This is a genomic window from Caballeronia sordidicola, from assembly GCF_001544455.2.
GTDB classification, from domain to species: domain Bacteria; phylum Pseudomonadota; class Gammaproteobacteria; order Burkholderiales; family Burkholderiaceae; genus Caballeronia; species Caballeronia sordidicola.
This window is the reverse complement of record NZ_FCOC02000013.1, coordinates 180880-196965: the sequence shown is the minus strand read 5'-3', so window position 1 is coordinate 196965 and position 16086 is coordinate 180880. Positions and strand designations below refer to the sequence as shown.

Sequence of the window (16086 nt, the reverse complement as noted above, 5' to 3'; positions counted from 1 at the left end):
TCGAGACGATCATCTGCTCGACAATGCGGATCTGGTTCGCGGTATCGGTTTCGTCCTTGATGCCGTTCGTGATGAGGTCGAACTGGTTCGGGTTGTGTTTCTGATAATCCTTCGCGCCGGTTTCCATGGTCAGGAAGAACTCGTTCGCGAGCGATTTCATTACGAGCGCGACCTTCGGCTTGTGCGCGGTTTGCGCAGCCGCGCCGCTCGAATACAGCGACAAAGGCAACGCGGCACATGCCGCAAGCGACACCGCGACGGAGAGAAAGCGTCGGCGCAGCGCGAGTTTGTTCGTCTTGTTACCGGTCTGGTCAAATGAGTTCATGCAACGAATCTCCCGAATTGTTCGAGTTGTTGGATAAAGCGGGCAGATAAGCGAGCGTAAAAAATGCACCAGCCAGCCGTTTGGCCGACGGCTGGCGTTGAGCGTGGACGTTTCCCCCGCATGCCGCAATTGCTGTTGCCCCTGATTTCAGCGTGCCGGCGCACGAAGCGGATCCAAGCCGACTCACATGGGAAACGCTCAAAGCTCGTCGACGGATTGCCCTTCCACCTGTTTGTCGATGATCTGCCGCGCGTAGTCGATCCCCGCCCGCGTGGCGTCGATGGGACTGCTGAAGGGTTCCTGATCCGGCACGCCGAACATCTCCGATTTGCCGCTCTCGCCTGCTGCGCTTCGTGAGATGGTCACGACGATATCGAAATGGCGCGGGCCGTCGTCGGGCTCATCGCGATCCTTGGCTCGGCGCAACGCCTGGACGCTGATCTCGAAACCTTTGTAGTGATCTGACAAGGGGCTGGTCATACGCGACTCCTTCAAACGGTTTGAACAAGCGGATCGGCCGAAACATATCTGCGACGATTTGAATCACAACGGCAGCAAACAGATTCTCCGATGTAGCAACGCTGCAACGCGGGCACGACTCAACGACACCTGATCGTACGTATCGAAGAAAGTGTAAGACCGCTCGAGCTGGTTTTCTTCATCGTGAAGCACTAGCTTACAACCTGGATGATGTCCGGTGGCTGACATTGGCAAAGCGTTTCGGCCTGATGCGCGAGCGCGGGATTTGATGCTGCATCAGTACGAAACCGTACTGCATGGGCGGTGCTTTTTGCCATAATGAGGCGCCGAAACACGGAAACCGGCGGCACAGGCCGGTTTTTATCAACAACCGGCGTCACCTTATAGAAAGTCATTCAACTAAAAGGGAGCATCGCAATGAAGATCCAGGCAACCATGTCAGCGTTGGTGCTGGGCGCAGCCTTAAGCGTAAGCTTCGCAGCAGCGCCGGCGTTCGCGCAGAACAGCCAGCAGTCGAAAATGAGCACCTGCAACACGCAGGCCGCAGGCAAGAAGGGCGACGAGCGCAAGGCGTATATGAAAGACTGCCTTTCATCGGCTCCTGTTGCTGCAACTGCACCCATGACCCAGCAGCAAAAAATGACCGCCTGCAACAAGTCAGCTACAGGCAAGAAAGGCGATGAGCGCAAGGCGTTCATGAAGGACTGCCTGAGCAACAAAGGATAAGCCGCAGCAAGGTGACGCGAGTCTTTTGTGCCAAGCCGCGTGCCTTCGGGTACGCGGCTTTTTGTTTATTTTCAGACCCGAAAACGCGGCACGGGCGATGTCGTTAAACGCGGGCAAACCCGCGCCCATCATATTGCAGTGCACCTACGGTCTCGCTACGCGGCGCGCGTTTTATCTCATAAGATGACGCGAAGGCGGCCCGCCCTACAACACAAATACGACTTTCAAGCGCCATCGGTCCGCCAGTCTAGCCGGCTTGCAGCATTGCAACGGACGGAGGCCCGAGGATGGTGTGGCGATATAAGAACCGCTGGTTCAGGCGGTGGCTGGTCCTGATCGTTTTTTGGGCGGTCCCGGTCATGATCGTCGCGGCGAACGAAATCCGCGAGCAGCTTGCTTACGATTCCGAAGATCTGTCACATGCGCTTTCTTCGTGGACGTTCACCGATGCCCAGCGCGCCCTGCCCGCCATACAGCGTTGCCACGGTCTGATCGATGAAGCGCGTTCCGCTGGCTGTCCGCAAGACGTGCTGGCCATGAAAGCGGCTGCAGACCAGCAAGCCATCGCTCAGTACGCGGTTCGCAAGAGCGTACTGTTCGGCTATCTCTGGACGGCCTTCGTGGGCTACTGGGTTGTGCCAGCGGTCACGCTTTTCGTGCTCGGCGCGGTTATCGGCGTGATTCGCCGCTCGCTGCGCCATCCCATGAAAAAAGCGCAAGGGCATGAGTCGAAAACACATGAACCTCCGCGCGTGGCGAAGCCGTGACATCGCACGTTGCCGCCAAGATCTTTGCGTGGTGACAACACATCACAACTTTTTCATTCAATCTGCAGCTCTTTTTCAGCTTATATTCCCAGTAAGTTTGACCGTATTTGTGTTGCGCCTGCGGGAGCTGGCCTGGATTTTGCGCAGTACAGCGTGGCCGGCGGGACCGCCAAATGTTGAACACAAACAAGCGGCTTCTTGCCTGAACCGGGGTGCAGTTCGATAAAGGTCAAATTTACCTGACTATTATGCGTGATTGTGCCGCAGCCCAAGCGGGGTAAGGCTTCGCGCGATTCGGTAGGTGTTGCTCGGCAACCCGCTGTGTTATAAATCGCCCTGCTGGAACACTCGTTAGATGGGGTTTCCCAAAAAACCACGATGGAGAAAACGATGCAAAGACGAAACTTCATGATCAAATCGACCGCCGCACTTGCACTGGGCGGCCTCGCGCTGGCCGGTTGCACGACGACGTCGAACCAAGGCGCACAGAAGACGGCCGGTGACTCGGACGCACGCCGTTCTATCGACGCGGATATCGATGCGACCATGCAGCGGCTGTACGTCACGGCCAAGGGTTCACGCGAACTCGTGGGCAAGGCGCGCGGCGTGCTCGTGTTCCCGTCAGTGATCCAGGCGGGCTTCATTGTTGGCGCGCAGTACGGCAAGGGCGCGCTGCGAGTGGGCGGCAGCTCGGTCGGCTACTACAGCACGACTTCGGGTTCCATTGGCTTGCAAGCGGGTGCGCAATCCAAGTCCATCATCTTCCTGTTCATGACCCAGGACGCACTCGACAAATTCCGCAATACCGACGGCTGGTCGGTGGGCGGCGATGCATCGGTTGCGCTGGTGAAGATGGGCGCGAACGGCAACATCGATTCCACGACGGCAACAGCGCCGGTTGAAGTGTTCGTGCTGACGAACGCCGGCCTGATGGCGAATCTCTCGCTGGAAGGCACGAAGGTGTCGCGCCTGAACATCTAGGTTCCACGCTGGCGTAAGGCCAGCTTGATGAAACCAAGCCGCAAAAAAACCGCCGCGCAGCACGACCCGAAAAGTCGTCATGCGCGGCGGTTTTCGTTGAAGCGTCTACTACAGATGCTTTAGCTCGTGGCGCTATCGATCAGTTTGAAACGCGCGCGCTTTTGCGCCCGCACGACGGCCTGATACGCGTCCACGTATTGCTGCGCCATCCGATGCGACGTAAAGCGCTCTTCAAAGCATTTACGCACGCCTGCACGGGAGATGGTGTGCAGCCGGTTCACGGCGGCAACCGCGCCAATCTCGTCCTCGACAATGAATCCCGACACGCCCTCGTCCACCACTTCGGGCACCGCACCGCGATTGAACGCGACAACCGGCGTGCCGCACGCCATGGATTCGATCATCACCAAGCCGAACGGCTCCGGCCAGTCGATCGGAAACAACAGCGCATGCGCGCCCGAAAGAAAATCGGCCTTCTGATGATCGTCGATCTCGCCGATGAATTCCACGTAAGGCAGTTTCATCAGCGGCGCGATTTCACGTTCGAAATATTCGCGATCCGCCGTGTCCACTTTCGCCGCGATCCTGATTTTCATGCCGCAGCGGCCGGCGATGCGAATGGCGGTATCGACGCGTTTTTCCGGCGATATCCGTCCAAGGAACGCCAGATACGTCTGGTCGACCGGCTGCGGCATGTAGCGCTTTTCCGGCAGTCCGTGATAAACGGTCGTTAGCCATTTCGCCTGCGGCAACGGATGACGCTGCGAATCCGAAATGGAGATTACCGGCGCGGTGTTGAAGGTGTTGAAAATCGGCTGCTGCTCGGGAAGATCGAGCCGGCCATGAAGCGTGGTGACAAACGGCGTGTCCTGCCGCTTGAAGAGCGAAAACGAGTAGTAATCCATGTGGAAATGCAGCACGTCGAAGTCGTCCGCCCGTCGGCGCACCATTTCCATCAGCAGCATATGTGGCGCAATCCGGTCGCGAATCGCCGGATCGAGACGCAAGGCGCGCGGCCAGACGGCTTCCAGCTTGGCCGTGGTTTGCGAGTCGCCGGAAGCGAACAGCGTCACGTCATGGCCAAGATCGACAAGCGCCTCGGTGATGTACGACACCACCCGCTCGGTTCCCCCATACAGCTTGGGTGGCACCGACTCGGTCAGCGGGGCTATTTGCGCAATTCTCATTGTTCTCGTCTCCACTCGGTCTCGCGTCGCCGCGCTCTTTATCCAGCGATGCCGGATAAGGACGGTCGACGGCCGCCATCGCGCGTGGTCAGCGCGCAACGACGACACCTGCATTATTGGCCGTGAACGCTTCGCGGTCGGCAAAACTTTCAATTTCATGACGCTGTTACAGTCACGAAACACTCGTCTTGCAACGTTACTTCGACGTTCCAGCGCGTTTTAAGGTTGGGAGAACGTAGTTTAGAGCCGCGCTTAGCGCTTCTGAGGCGCGTGTTTGCCCTGATCGACACCGCGCAGATCCGCGAGGAACGAGTCGCGCCACACGCCGAGGTCGTACTTGCGCAGCATTTTCATGTTGGTTTCGTAGCGCTCGCGACGCTCGGCCAGCGGCATCGACAAAGCCCGTCCAATCGCTTCGCTCATTCCCACGATATCGTGAGGATTCACCATCAGCGCGCCAGTCATTTCGTCAGCGGCGCCGGCGAACTGGGACAGTACGAGCACGCCGGGATCGTCGGGATTCTGCGCCGCGACGTATTCCTTTGCGACGAGGTTCATGCCGTCGCGCAACGGCGTCACCAGCCCGATCTGCGATTCGCGGAACAGCGACATCAGCTTCCAGCGGTCATAGCGCTGGTTCATGTAGCGGATCGGCGTGTAGTCGAGACCCGAGTAACGGCCATTGATCCGCCCTGCCTCGTATTCGAGGTTATGGCGGATCTGCTGGTAGGTATCGACGTCGGACCGTGTTGGCGGCGCGATTTGCACGAGCGTGACGTTGCCACGCCATTCCGGCGATTTCTCGAGAAAATGCTCGAACGCCTTGAAGCGTTCGACTAGACCTTTCGAGTAATCCAGCCGGTCCACGCTCATGATGAGCTTGCGCCCTTCCAGACTCTGCTTCAGGTCCATCACGTCCTGCCGCGCTTCGCCGCGCTTGGCCTGCTCGGCGATTTCATCGGGGAAAATGCCGATCCGGTACACACCGGTCTTCAACTTGCGCCCGAACGCCTCCACGTGCCCCTCGGCGCTCGCCGTGCCATGCGCGTGGCGCACGATGTAATCGTGAAACGCAGCCTGATCGCCGGGCGTCTGGAAACCCACGACGTCGTAGCAGCACAGCGATTTCACGAGCTCTTCGTGCGGCGGAATGTTGAGCAGGATTTGCGGCGATGGAAACGGGATGTGCAGGAAAAACCCCATCCTGTTGGTCACGCCTTCGGCGCGCAGCGCTTCGCCAAACGGAATCAGATGGTAGTCGTGAACCCAGATGACATCGTCGGGCTGAAGCAGCTTGATTGCGCGATGTGCGAGCCATGAGTTCACGCGTCTATATCCGGCGTACTCCTCGCGGTCATAAACGGCCAGATCGTTTCGATAATGGAAAACGGGCCAGAGCGTCGCGTTCGAAAACCCGCGGTAATACTGGTCGTAGTCCTTCTTGGGCAGGCCGACGGTGGCGAACGTAACCGCGCCGTCCTGTTCGAGTTTCGGGCCCTGGTTTGCGACCGTGTCGCTGACCACATCGCCGCTCCAGCCGAACCACACGCCGCCGCTGTCCTTCAGTGCGCCGAACACGCCTACGGCAAGGCCGCCGGCGGAGCCTTTGGTCTCCGTGGGCGAGGCGACTCGGTTCGATACAACGACTAGGCGGCTCATTCTCTTCATTCCTTTATTGGTTCGTGAGAGGCGGCCGCTTCCGGCCGGCGGTGCGCGAGTATCTCTCACCGCTGTCTCGAATTTATAGCGGGTTTGGCCGCAGACGGCGGCGTCAGTTCAAACTTTTGCCCCGGGTGCCAACACGAGGTGCCTGATCAGCGCGGGTTTCCCGCGCCGACCGGCTCGGCGGGTTCAGGCGCTGTTTTAGCTGTCGATGCCGCCGAATGCGCCGATGGATCCGGCCCATTCCGTTCTCCCCGGCTCGCTACCGGATCGGCTTCCGTGTTGGCGGTCCCACGCATGGCGGGCCGGATCGCGCTGCTCGCCTGCGTGCGCTCCAATGGCGCGACAAAGTCGACGTGCTCGCCCTCCGGCGCGAAATCCGCCCGTGTACGCGGCAGAAATTGCGGATACTCGGCCTGCGCGAAGTTCAGCAAACCTTCGCGCACGCGGCATCGGAGGTCGAAGTTCAGGCCTGAATCAAAGGAACTGACGAGTACGCGAAGCTGCATCGACTTCTCAGTTGCGTCGGTGACCTGGAGCACCTGAACACGGCCATCCCATTCCGGCGCGTGCTCGAGAATGCGTTCGAGCGCTTCGCGCATGGGCGCGAGCGGCATCCGGTAATCGACATTTAAAAACACCGTCCCGATAATTTGCGAACTATTGCGTGTCCAGTTGGTGAACGGATTTTCGATGAACCACTGCAGCGGCACGATCATCCGCCTTTGATCCCAGATGCGTATGGACACATACGTGCCGGTAATCTCTTCCACGCGGCCCCATTCGCCCTGGATCACGACCACGTCGTCAAGCCGGATGGGCTGCGACAGCGCGATCTGCAACCCGGCGATCAGGTTGCCGAGCACCGGCCGCGCGGCGATACCGGCCACCAGTCCCGCCACACCCGCCGACGCCAGCAGGCTCGCGCCGATCTGCCGCACAGCTGGAAACGTCATCAACGCCCCGCCGAATCCGATAATCACGATCACCACCATCACGGATCGCGCCAGAACGCGCGCCTGCGTGTGAATCCGGCGCGCCTGAAGATTGTCCTTGGAATCGAGCGGATGAGACTGGACCAGCGCCTCGGCGACCGCCCCGACCGACCGCACGGCAAGCCACGTCAGCGCGACGATCAACAGCACGGTAAGCAGGTCGCGCAACGCGGTGGCGAAAGGCAGCGAATCAGGCGCTTCGACCAGTATGAAGCCGAGGCCGAGAATGATGAAGAGCGCAAGCGCGGGTTTATCGATGAAACGCAGCACCACGCTCATCAGCGGATACGGCCGCGCGATGCGCAAGAGAATACGCGCTCCAATCCGATGCACGCCGATAGCAAACAGAACGGCAAGCGTTGCCACGACAATTGCGCCGGGCCATGTGTTGAGCGGCGCGGAAGCGATGCGCTCGAAGGAGTCGATATTGATCATCGTCGTGGAATCAGCCTTTGAAAGGTGGATACGACGGGGATTTGGAAGGAACCGTTTGGATGCTGCTTTAGGATGCCGCTTTAGGATGCCCGCTTTATTGCAGTGCAGCAAATGCCGTGCCCGCCGAGCGGGCGGCGGGCAACATTGTTACTGGAAAGCTGGACTGCCTACTTCTCCGCCTTGCACGGAAAGGCTTTGCCGAGCCCGAGCGACACCATGGTGGTCGCGTTGAAGTTACCTTGCGCAGGGTTATCGGCAATGAACTTGCGCACCGCATCAGTGAGTTCCTGCGGTTTTACATCGACTGGCAGGCAAAAATACTGTCCGACCTGCGGGCCGGACGTTCCGCCAATTGCTTCAATGGTGTTGTAGATGCCGTCAGCAGCACCTTCTATGTAAGCCGCGCATGCGCTGCGCGAAGCGGTGTCCGTCTTGGTGCAAAGCATGTTCAGATCGTTGCCGGTGAACGCGGCCGCGCAGAGCGGAAACGCAAGCGCACCGGCCATGACTAAAACCCGCAGCATGATGATCCTTTCTTATGTTTGGCGGTTGCCGGGTGTGGCCCTCCCTGCGCCTTAGAGCGCCTTCGGCTCGAGCCCCGGCTTGTTTAGGCTTTTCCTCGTATCGTGGAAGAAAACCGGTTCGTTTTTTCCGGTTCTCATCCCGCGAGTGCGTCATTTTGCACTGTTTGTACCGGTTTGCGGAACTCCCGATGCGCCCGTCTGCATCGACGCGAGGCGCGCCGCCAGACCTTCCGCCACGTCCTTCTCGTGATACTGCTTGGCGAAGTCCACCGCCGTCATCCCGATCTGGTTCTTCACGCGCAAGTCGGCGCCTTCGTCAAGCAGCAGCTTGACCGTTGACAGGTGACCGCCGCGCGCGGCCATCATCAGCGGCGTCGTGCCGTTCGGCGAGCCGGAATCGATATACGCCGAATGGTCGAGCAGCACCTTGACCACGTCGTCGTGACCGTTGGTGGCCGCGTAGTGCAGCGGCGTCCAGCCTTTCTTGTTCACTTCCGCGTCCTTCGCGATCAGCATGTTCACGAATTCGAGGTCGTCGTTGAGCGCGGCCAGCATCATCGCGTTCTCGCCCGCGGAGTCGAGCTTTTCCAGGTCGGTGTTCGGATTCTCGGCGAGCAGTTTGCCCACCTTGTCCGACTTCTCGCGCGCTGCGATCACGAGCAGCGGCGCGCCGGTGTTATCGACGAGATTCGGGTCCACGCCTTGCGCCAGCAGCTTCTTGACGGCCGACACATCGTCGAATTTCACCGCCTTGATCATGGAATCGGCGGGCGCGGCGAAGACCGGCTGCGCAATCGCGGACGCCGTCAGGAGCACGCCCGTGACGAGGGTCCGCCACGTTCTGGCGCGCAATGCCGTATGCCGGTTGAAAGATATCGAAGAAGATGTCGAAGACGAGACCGCCGAAAATTTAAACATGTGTTCCTTGGGGATTACTGATCGAATCTGATGGTTTTAATGGTTCGTGCAGCAAGACTGCGGGCCGGATCAAGGTTCCACTGGCTCGGGAATCTTGAAGAGCCTGAAGAAATTGCGGGTCGTGGCCGCGGCGAGCGCGTCTTCCTGCGTTTCGCGCAACTGCGCGATAAAACGTCCGACATAACTTACGTACGCAGGTTCATTCGGCTTTCCCCGATACGGCACCGGCGCGAGATACGGCGAGTCCGTTTCGATCAGCAAACGGTCGAGCGGCACGCGCTGCGCCACATCCTGAACGTCCTTCGCGCTCTTGAACGTGACAATGCCCGACAGCGAAATGTAAAAGTCCTGTTCGAGCGCGGCTTGCGCAACGTGCCATGGTTCGGTGAAGCAATGCATCACGCCGCCCGGCACGCTTGCGCGCTCTTCGGCCATGATCCGCAGCGTGTCTTCCCACGACGACCGCGTGTGGATGATCAGCGGCTTGCCGGTCGCGTGCGCCGCGCGAATATGCGTGCGAAAGCGTTCGCGCTGCCATTCCATATCGGCAATGCTGCGCCCTTCCAGGCGGTAATAATCCAGTCCCGTTTCACCGATGGCGACCACTTTCGGATGCCGCGCCAGTTCCACGAGGTCCTGGACGCTCGGCTCGCGCGCGTCCTCGTGATCGGGATGCACGCCCACCGACGCATAGATGTGCTCGTTTTCTTCCGCGATCTTCAGGACGGACGGCAACGTCTCCAGATCCACCGATACACAGAGCGCATGCGTCACCTTCAGCTCCCGCATCTTGCTGAGGACTTCGGGCATGCGGTCGGCGAGACCTTCGAAATTGATGTGGCAATGTGAATCGACGAACATGGTGGTTCCGTTGAGACGTGGGTAAGGCTTGGGTTAAGCGCTGGATTTGGCCGATTCGCCGATCAGGCGGCGGCCAAGAATCACAAGATCGCGCTCGATGCCATCCAGCACGGCCACGCGCGGCAACGTGCCCCATACATCGAAGTTGAAGCGGCGAAAAAGCCGCAGGCTCGGGTCATTGTGGCCGAAGACGAAGCCCAGCAGCGTATCGATGCCCAACTCCGGCGCGCGTTGCAACGCGGCTTCCAGCAACTGCGTGCCAAGTCCGCGCCCGCGCGTGCTTTCGTGGAGGTAGATGCTGACTTCGGCGGTGCGCAGATAGGCCGGGCGGCCGTAGAAATCGGAGAAACTCAGCCACGCCACAACCGCGCCGTATTCTTCCACGACCCATAGCGGCCGGGCTTTCGGTCCGTGAGCGTGGAACCACGCGAGGCGGCTTTCGACCGTCACCGGCTCCAGATCGGCCGTCACGAGGCGCGAAGGCACCGTGGAATTGTAGATGGCCACGATACCGGGAAGATCGTCGAGAATGGCGTCGCGGAAATTGAGCGTCATGGTGCGTTTGCGTGCGAATAAATGAAATATCAGGCGGCGTTGAACACGTCGCGATAGCCTAGAAACAGTTCTTCGAACACCAGCCGCGCGTTGAGCGGATGATTTTCCACCGCGCGCTGGCGCGTCACCGATTTTTGATAGCGGGCGAAGCGGTCCGCATTGAGTTGCGTGGCGCAGCGTTCGAGCGCCTTCGATGCCGCCGGGTAATAGCGCGGCCGCCCAGCCGTTTTCTGCGCCAGCAGATCGTAGAGCCAGCGTTGCAGCCAGCCGAGGACCATCGGCACAGGCAGCTTTTGCAGGTTCTCGCCGCACGCAAACGCGTCACAACCGGGACCCGCGGCCAGTTGCGCCAATGCGAAATCACGCAACGCGCGGTTTTCGTCGTGTGCCAGCGCCAGCGCCGTCAACGGCGCGCCGCCCGCCTCGGCAAGCAGCGCCGCCGGCTGCGGGACGCCTTGCTGCGCGAGCCAGGCCACGGAGGGTTCAGTGGCCGGAAGCGTCATTGGCCATTGGCGGCATCGGCTGATGATTGTCGGGAGCAAACGGTCGATACGCGCCGTCACCAGAATGAAGACGACACCGGCCGGCGGTTCTTCCAGCGTTTTAAGCAAGGCGTTGGCCGCGAACACGTTGATGGATTCGGCCGGATAAACCAGCACGACCCGCGCGCCGCCCCGATGCGAGCCGAGGCTGAAAAAGTTCATCAACCCAAGCACCTGGTCGATCTTGATTTCCTTGCTCGGCACCTTGGTTTTCTTGCCTTCATCGGCGTCCGGTTTGTCGTCGCTGATCAATTCTCCGGCAAGCGCTTCGGGGAGCACCGCCCGGTAATCCGGGTGATTGCCCTGCCTGAACCACAAGCAGGCAACACAGTGCCCGCACGGCTCGTGAGTCGCGGTCGGCGCTTCGCACAAAAGGCTTTGCGCCAGATGCTGCGCGAACTGCAGCTTTCCGATGCCCGCGCGGCCGTGCAGCAGCAGTGCATGCGGCCAGCTTGCGCGAAGTTGCCCCAGACGCGCCCAGTCATCGGTTTGCCACGGATAGATCATGAAAAGTCTTTTGAATCAGATGTTTATGGCGGGCTGCTCAAAGTTATAATTAACTTTAAGTAAATATTATTTACTTTAAAATCAAATGCTTGAAACTACTTTCTCAAGTTTCTTCTGAATATCGACGACTGATTGCGTGGCGTCGATTACCACGAACCGGTCCGGCGATTCCGCCGCACGGCGCAGATATTCGGCCCTCGTGCGTCCAAAGAAGGAATCGGATTCGCTTTCGAACTTGTCGGGAGCACGGACTGCGCCGCGCCGCTCGCTCGCAACATTCGTGGGAACGTCAAAGAGTACGGTCAGATCCGGCTGGAAACCGCCTTGAACCCATCGTTCCAGTGCTTCCAGCTTGTCGCGCGGCAGGCCGCGCCCGCCGCCCTGATACGCGAAGGTGGCATCGGAGAAACGATCGGACAATACCCAGTCGCCCCGCGCCAGCGCTGGCTCGATCACGAGCGCCAGATGTTCGCGGCGCGCCGCGAACATCAGCAGCGCCTCGGTTTCGAGGTCCATCGGCTGGTTCAGGAGCAGTTCGCGCAAGCTTTCGCCAAGCGCCGTGCCGCCGGGCTCGCGCGTCATCACGACAGAACGGCCGCCCGATGCAATCTTCTCTTCCAGACGCTCGCGAAACCATCCGAGGTGCGTGGTCTTTCCTGCCCCGTCGATGCCTTCAAACGTGATGAACTTGCCACGCACCATCATTGTCCCCGGATGTACTTGTCGACGGCCCGATTGTGGTCGCCGAGGTTGTCTGAAAAGAAGCTGCTGCCGTCGCCGCGCGACACGAAATACAGTGCGCTGCTCGACGCCGGATTGACTGTCGCCGCGAGCGCCGCGACGCCGGGCAGCGCGATGGGGCCGGGAGGCAGGCCCATGCGCGTGTAGGTATTGTACGGAGTGTCGGTTTGCAAATCTTTCTTCTTCAGGCGGCCGCCGTAAGCCGAGCCCAGGCCGTAGATCACCGACGGATCGGTCTGCAACGGCATGCCGATGCGCAGGCGGTTCGCAAACACCGCCGCGACCAGTGGCCTGTCGGCGGCGCGCCCGGTTTCCTTCTCCACGATCGAGGCCATGATCAGCGCCTCGTACGGCGTCTTGTACGGCAGGTTCTGCGCGCGCGCGTTCCACGCTTCGGTGAGGCGCATCTGCATCAGCCTGTAGGCGCGCTTGTAGACGGCGATGTCGCTCGTGCCTTTGTCGAACAGATAGGTGTCGGGGAAAAACAGGCCTTCCGCGCTCGCCTTCGCGATCAGGTCGTCCGGCGCGCCGATAGCCTTGAGCAAGTCCGTATCGGTCATGCCGGCCGTGTCGTGCTGGAGCGCCGGATTGCCGTCCAGTTCGCTGCGCATTTTCTGGAACGTCCATCCTTCGATGATCGTCGCCACGTACTCGTTCACGTCGCCACGCGCGATCTTTTGCAGCATCTCGTACGGCGTGATGCCTTCCTTGAACGCGTAGTTCCCCGATTTCAACTGCGACGAAAGACCCAGCGCGCGCGTCATCAGCACGAACAGCTCGGGCCGCATGTGCGCGCCGCCGCGATCAAGCTGGATGCTCACGCTTTTGAGCGTACTGTGGGACTTGATGGTGATATCGAGTTCGGGCGCGGCGAGATCGACCGGGCTGTTCGCCCACTTGAACATGCCCGCAACGAGCGCACCACCAACCACGGCCGCGACGACAGCCGCGACCAGACATTTCTTCAAAAGGGACATGCGAAACACGCTCTGGGATAGACCCATATAATACAAGCTCGTATCCGCCAAAGTCAGGTCCATGAATTCTTCAGCCGCCTCACCTGCCACGCCGTCCGCTGCTTCGCCCTTTCAGGCCGTGCCCGGCGGCGGTATTTTTGCGCCGCTCACGCAGTTCGGATTCATCGATACAACCGGTGACGACGCCGCCGCTTTTCTTCACACGCAGCTGACGAACGACGTCCAGCATCTGGATGCGTCGTCGGCGCGCCTGGCGGGTTATTGCTCGCCCAAGGGCCGCCTGATGGCGTCTTTCCTGATGTGGCGCGCGGGGGACGCCGTGCGCCTGATGATCGCCGCGGACCTTCAGGCCACGGTGCAAAAGCGCTTGTCCATGTTCGTGATGCGCGCCAAGGCCAAACTCGCCGACACCACGCCCACGCTCACAGCCGTAGGGTTTGCCGGCGACGTGCGCCATGCGCTGTCCCATCTCTTCGACGCCATGCCTGACGGCGTGCATGTCAAGGTCGACGGCCCGCTCGGTTCGCTGATCCGTGTGCCCGACGCCGTTGGCCGGCCGCGTTTTCTGTGGGTCGGTCCGAAAGCCGAAGTGGACGCGCACCTCGCCGATCTGGAAAAGAAGCTGACGCGCGCAAGCGCCGACGTGTGGGACTGGCTCGACATCCACGCGGGCGAGCCGCGCATCACTCAGCCGGTTGCCGAGCAGTTCGTCCCGCAGATGGTGAACTTCGACGTGCTTGGCGGCGTGAACTTCAAGAAAGGCTGCTATCCGGGCCAAGAAGTGGTTGCGCGCAGCCAGTATCGCGGCACGATCAAACGGCGCACAGCACTTGCGCACATGGAATCGGCCCAGGCCGGCAACGAACTTTTTCACTCCGATGACCCCGGCCAGCCGTGCGGCCTCGTGGTCAACGTGGCGAGCGCGCCGGAAGGCGGCGTGGATGCGCTGGTGGAAATCAAGCTCGCGGCTCTGGAGCAGGGTTCGGTGCACGTGGGCGCGGCCGATGGCCCCGTGCTGAAGTTCTCGCCGTTGCCCTATACGCTGCCGACCGAAGTCTGAGCCGAATTCATGTGCCTGATCGTCTTCGACTGGCAGCCGGACGCTGACGGATCGTCGCGGTACGGTATTCCTTTACTCACGCTCGCCGCGAACCGCGACGAATTCTATAGCCGCGAAACCGAGCCGATGCACTGGTGGAACGATGCGCCCGACCTGCTTGCCGGACGCGATCTGACCGGCGGCGGAACGTGGCTCGGCGTGACGCACGATGGCCGCTTTGCCGCGTTGACGAATTATCGGGCGCCTTCTGAAGTTCGACCGGATGCGCCGACCCGCGGTACGTTGGTCAGCGATTTCCTGACAGGAAAGCCGGTCGCGCCGCTTGATTATCTCAATCACGTTGCGCGCAACGGCCGTCTGTATAACGGCTTCAACCTGATCGTCGGCGATTTCACGCGGCGCGAACTTGCGTGGTACGGCAATCGCGCCGACGCCCCGCCCGCGTTGCTCGATGCCGGCATTCACGGCTTGTCGAACAGTTTGCTCGATACACCTTGGCCGAAGCTCGTCGCCCAACGTGAAGCGCTTCGCGATCTCGTCCATGCCGGCGACCGTATCCAGCCCTCGCTAGATGGTTTGATCGAGACAATGCGGAATCCGCATGTTGCTGATGACGCGCTACTGCCCTCCACCGGCGTTTCGCTTGAACGCGAGCGCGTGTTGTCGGCGGCGTTCATAGAGTCGGACGGCTATGGAACGCGCAGTACGACCGCGCTGCGCGTTGCCTCCGCAGGCAAGCAGCTCACGCTGCAAATCAAGGAACTCAGCGACGACGACGGTTCGCACAAAATCGTCCGCCCTGGAAACTTCGAACGCAGCGACGCGTTCGTGATCGTCCGCTAACTTTCTGTCGCGCTCAGGTATTCGCGCAACGCGTTCGCTGCGTCCGCATGCGCTTTCGCGACGTCCGGCACCAGCCCGCCCATTTTGAAGAACTCGTGCGTCATGCCTTCGTAGCGGACCAGTTCAACCGGCACGCGCTCGCGTTCGAGTTTCGCGGCGTAGGCGATGTTTTCATCGAAGAGCGGATCGTGATCGGCGGCAGCTATCCAAGCCGGCGCAACGCCCTCAAGCGATGGCATCTCTCCACGTGCGTCCAATGGCGCAAAACGCCAGTCATCGCGGTCATTCTCGTTACGCAGATAGTGCTTGAAAAACCACTCCACCGTTTTCGCCGAAAGCACGTAGCCTTCCGCGAATTGCGCATAGGAACGTGTGTCCTGACGCGCGCTGACGCCCGGGTAAATCAGCAATTGCAGGCGCAGCGCAATGCCGGCGTCGCGAGCGAGCACCGCGCAAACGGTGGAGAGCGTACCGCCGGCGCTGTCGCCGCCGACGGCGAAACGCGTGCTATCGAGGCCTAGCGACGCCGCTTGCTCGTGAAGCCATTCGAGGGCATCGAATGCATCGTGGACGGCGCTTGGGAACTTGTGTTCGGGCGCGAGCCGGTAATCCACCGATACCACCGCGCATCCCGAATCGGCCGCGAGACGCCGGCACAGCGCGGCATGGGTATCGATACTGCCCACCACGAAACCGCCGCCATGAAAATACACGAGCGTCGGCGCGGGCGACGTCCACGCCGGTTCGACCGGATGAAACAGCCGCGCGCGAATGGACGCGCCATCACGCGTGGGAATCGTGAGTTCCTGGATATCGAACATGGGCGCGGGCGCAATATCGATGATCAGCGCACTGCGTTCGTACGACGCGCGCGCAGCTTCGGCGGTCAACGTGTGGAACGGCGGCCGCCTGGCTTTCGCGATCAGTTCGAGGACCTGCGCAATGGCGGGATTCAGCGGCATGAGGAATGTATGGCGGTGAAAGCTCGCGATAATGACAC

At 60.6% G+C, this 16086-nt stretch carries 17 protein-coding genes and 1 pseudogene; 5 read left to right on the top strand and 13 right to left on the bottom strand.

The genetic code is table 11. From position 1 onward, the window contains the following. Together AWB64_RS20460 and AWB64_RS20455 are read right to left on the bottom strand one after the other, a co-directional pair. Positions 1 to 325, bottom strand: a pseudogene (locus AWB64_RS20460) (sugar ABC transporter substrate-binding protein); the annotation flags it as partial. Between the two features lie 198 nt (positions 326 to 523). After that, positions 524 to 805: a hypothetical protein gene (locus AWB64_RS20455; protein ID WP_060857239.1), complete on the bottom strand. Its 282-nt coding sequence runs from the start codon at positions 803 to 805 to the stop codon at positions 524 to 526. 417 nt (positions 806 to 1222) lie between these two features. On the opposite strand from AWB64_RS20455, the gene AWB64_RS20450 reads away from it, so the two are divergent. From AWB64_RS20450 to AWB64_RS20440, 3 genes are all read left to right on the top strand, one after another. Continuing rightward, positions 1223 to 1531, top strand: coding sequence for a PsiF family protein (locus tag AWB64_RS20450; RefSeq protein ID WP_060857238.1), 309 nt, complete (start codon positions 1223 to 1225; stop codon positions 1529 to 1531). 287 nt (positions 1532 to 1818) lie between these two features. After that, positions 1819 to 2298, top strand: a complete 480-nt coding sequence (locus tag AWB64_RS20445; protein WP_060857237.1) for a hypothetical protein — start codon at positions 1819 to 1821, stop codon at positions 2296 to 2298. 390 nt (positions 2299 to 2688) lie between these two features. After that, entirely contained in the window at positions 2689 to 3279 is a 591-nt protein-coding gene (locus AWB64_RS20440; protein WP_060857236.1) for a BPSL1445 family SYLF domain-containing lipoprotein, read from the top strand. A gap of 119 nt (positions 3280 to 3398) precedes the next feature. Here the strand turns inward: AWB64_RS20440 and AWB64_RS20435 are convergent, their stop codons facing one another. The 10 genes from AWB64_RS20435 to mltG all read right to left on the bottom strand — a co-directional run bounded on the left by AWB64_RS20435 (position 3399) and on the right by mltG (position 13183). Then, positions 3399 to 4466, bottom strand: coding sequence for a glycosyltransferase family 4 protein (locus tag AWB64_RS20435; protein ID WP_060857235.1), 1068 nt, complete (start codon positions 4464 to 4466; stop codon positions 3399 to 3401). 252 nt (positions 4467 to 4718) lie between these two features. Then, positions 4719 to 6125, bottom strand: a complete 1407-nt coding sequence (gene otsA / locus AWB64_RS20430; RefSeq protein ID WP_060857234.1) for an alpha,alpha-trehalose-phosphate synthase (UDP-forming) — start codon at positions 6123 to 6125, stop codon at positions 4719 to 4721. Positions 6126 to 6280: 155 nt separating this feature from the next. Beyond that, a complete protein-coding gene (locus AWB64_RS20425; protein WP_060857233.1) occupies positions 6281 to 7558 on the bottom strand; it encodes a mechanosensitive ion channel family protein in 1278 nt (425 codons plus the stop codon). 167 nt (positions 7559 to 7725) lie between these two features. Then, on the bottom strand, positions 7726 to 8082 hold the full coding sequence (locus AWB64_RS20420; RefSeq protein ID WP_060857232.1) for a Rap1a/Tai family immunity protein: 357 nt from the start codon (positions 8080 to 8082) through the stop codon (positions 7726 to 7728). 150 nt (positions 8083 to 8232) lie between these two features. Further along, entirely contained in the window at positions 8233 to 8934 is a 702-nt protein-coding gene (locus AWB64_RS20415) for an ankyrin repeat domain-containing protein (RefSeq protein ID WP_244164124.1), read from the bottom strand. A gap of 135 nt (positions 8935 to 9069) precedes the next feature. Continuing rightward, positions 9070 to 9861, bottom strand: coding sequence for a TatD family hydrolase (locus AWB64_RS20410; protein ID WP_060857230.1), 792 nt, complete (start codon positions 9859 to 9861; stop codon positions 9070 to 9072). Between the two features lie 33 nt (positions 9862 to 9894). Next, the gene (locus AWB64_RS20405) at positions 9895 to 10416 is read right to left on the bottom strand and encodes a GNAT family N-acetyltransferase (protein ID WP_060857229.1); all 522 of its coding nucleotides are present in this window, start codon (positions 10414 to 10416) and stop codon (positions 9895 to 9897) included. A 29-nt stretch (positions 10417 to 10445) separates the two neighbouring features. Then, complete coding sequence (locus AWB64_RS20400) at positions 10446 to 11465, bottom strand: DNA polymerase III subunit delta' (protein WP_060857228.1); 1020 nt, start codon at positions 11463 to 11465, stop codon at positions 10446 to 10448. An 81-nt stretch (positions 11466 to 11546) separates the two neighbouring features. Next, the gene (tmk, locus tag AWB64_RS20395; RefSeq protein WP_060857227.1) at positions 11547 to 12167 is read right to left on the bottom strand and encodes a dTMP kinase; all 621 of its coding nucleotides are present in this window, start codon (positions 12165 to 12167) and stop codon (positions 11547 to 11549) included. Beyond that, positions 12167 to 13183 carry an endolytic transglycosylase MltG gene (gene mltG / locus AWB64_RS20390; RefSeq protein ID WP_060857260.1) on the bottom strand — a complete coding sequence of 339 codons (1017 nt, stop codon included), beginning with the start codon at positions 13181 to 13183 and terminating at the stop codon, positions 12167 to 12169. Before mltG ends, tmk begins: the two co-directional genes overlap by 1 nt. Positions 13184 to 13244: 61 nt before the next feature. Between mltG and ygfZ the strand changes: the two genes are divergently transcribed. Both ygfZ and AWB64_RS20380 read left to right on the top strand, forming a co-directional pair. Continuing rightward, positions 13245 to 14243, top strand: a complete 999-nt coding sequence (ygfZ, locus tag AWB64_RS20385) for a CAF17-like 4Fe-4S cluster assembly/insertion protein YgfZ (RefSeq protein ID WP_060857226.1) — start codon at positions 13245 to 13247, stop codon at positions 14241 to 14243. Positions 14244 to 14252: 9 nt separating this feature from the next. Next, a complete protein-coding gene (locus AWB64_RS20380; protein ID WP_060857225.1) occupies positions 14253 to 15086 on the top strand; it encodes an NRDE family protein in 834 nt (277 codons plus the stop codon). Here the strand turns inward: AWB64_RS20380 and AWB64_RS20375 are convergent. Continuing rightward, positions 15083 to 16048, bottom strand: a complete 966-nt coding sequence (locus AWB64_RS20375; protein WP_060857224.1) for an alpha/beta hydrolase — start codon at positions 16046 to 16048, stop codon at positions 15083 to 15085. The two genes, AWB64_RS20380 and AWB64_RS20375, sit on opposite strands and share 4 nt — an antisense overlap. Between the last annotated feature and the right edge of the window lie 38 nt (positions 16049 to 16086).

Excerpts from the sequence above, each read along its gene's own strand:
- otsA (WP_060857234.1), bottom strand. The coding sequence starts at position 6,125 with ATGAGCCGCCTAGTCGTTGTATCGAACCGAGTCGCCTCGCCCACGGAG.
- AWB64_RS20440 (WP_060857236.1), top strand. The coding sequence starts at position 2,689 with ATGCAAAGACGAAACTTCATGATCAAATCGACCGCCGCACTTGCACTG.
- AWB64_RS20455 (WP_060857239.1), bottom strand. The coding sequence starts at position 805 with ATGACCAGCCCCTTGTCAGATCACTACAAAGGTTTCGAGATCAGCGTC.
- AWB64_RS20375 (WP_060857224.1), bottom strand. The coding sequence starts at position 16,048 with ATGCCGCTGAATCCCGCCATTGCGCAGGTCCTCGAACTGATCGCGAAA.
- AWB64_RS20450 (WP_060857238.1), top strand. The coding sequence starts at position 1,223 with ATGAAGATCCAGGCAACCATGTCAGCGTTGGTGCTGGGCGCAGCCTTA.
- AWB64_RS20380 (WP_060857225.1), top strand. The coding sequence starts at position 14,253 with ATGTGCCTGATCGTCTTCGACTGGCAGCCGGACGCTGACGGATCGTCG.
- AWB64_RS20435 (WP_060857235.1), bottom strand. The coding sequence starts at position 4,466 with ATGAGAATTGCGCAAATAGCCCCGCTGACCGAGTCGGTGCCACCCAAG.
- mltG (WP_060857260.1), bottom strand. The coding sequence starts at position 13,183 with ATGTCCCTTTTGAAGAAATGTCTGGTCGCGGCTGTCGTCGCGGCCGTG.
- AWB64_RS20445 (WP_060857237.1), top strand. The coding sequence starts at position 1,819 with ATGGTGTGGCGATATAAGAACCGCTGGTTCAGGCGGTGGCTGGTCCTG.
- AWB64_RS20405 (WP_060857229.1), bottom strand. The coding sequence starts at position 10,416 with ATGACGCTCAATTTCCGCGACGCCATTCTCGACGATCTTCCCGGTATC.
- ygfZ (WP_060857226.1), top strand. The coding sequence starts at position 13,245 with ATGAATTCTTCAGCCGCCTCACCTGCCACGCCGTCCGCTGCTTCGCCC.
- tmk (WP_060857227.1), bottom strand. The coding sequence starts at position 12,167 with ATGGTGCGTGGCAAGTTCATCACGTTTGAAGGCATCGACGGGGCAGGA.
- AWB64_RS20410 (WP_060857230.1), bottom strand. The coding sequence starts at position 9,861 with ATGTTCGTCGATTCACATTGCCACATCAATTTCGAAGGTCTCGCCGAC.
- AWB64_RS20420 (WP_060857232.1), bottom strand. The coding sequence starts at position 8,082 with ATGCTGCGGGTTTTAGTCATGGCCGGTGCGCTTGCGTTTCCGCTCTGC.
- AWB64_RS20400 (WP_060857228.1), bottom strand. The coding sequence starts at position 11,465 with ATGATCTATCCGTGGCAAACCGATGACTGGGCGCGTCTGGGGCAACTT.
- AWB64_RS20425 (WP_060857233.1), bottom strand. The coding sequence starts at position 7,558 with ATGATCAATATCGACTCCTTCGAGCGCATCGCTTCCGCGCCGCTCAAC.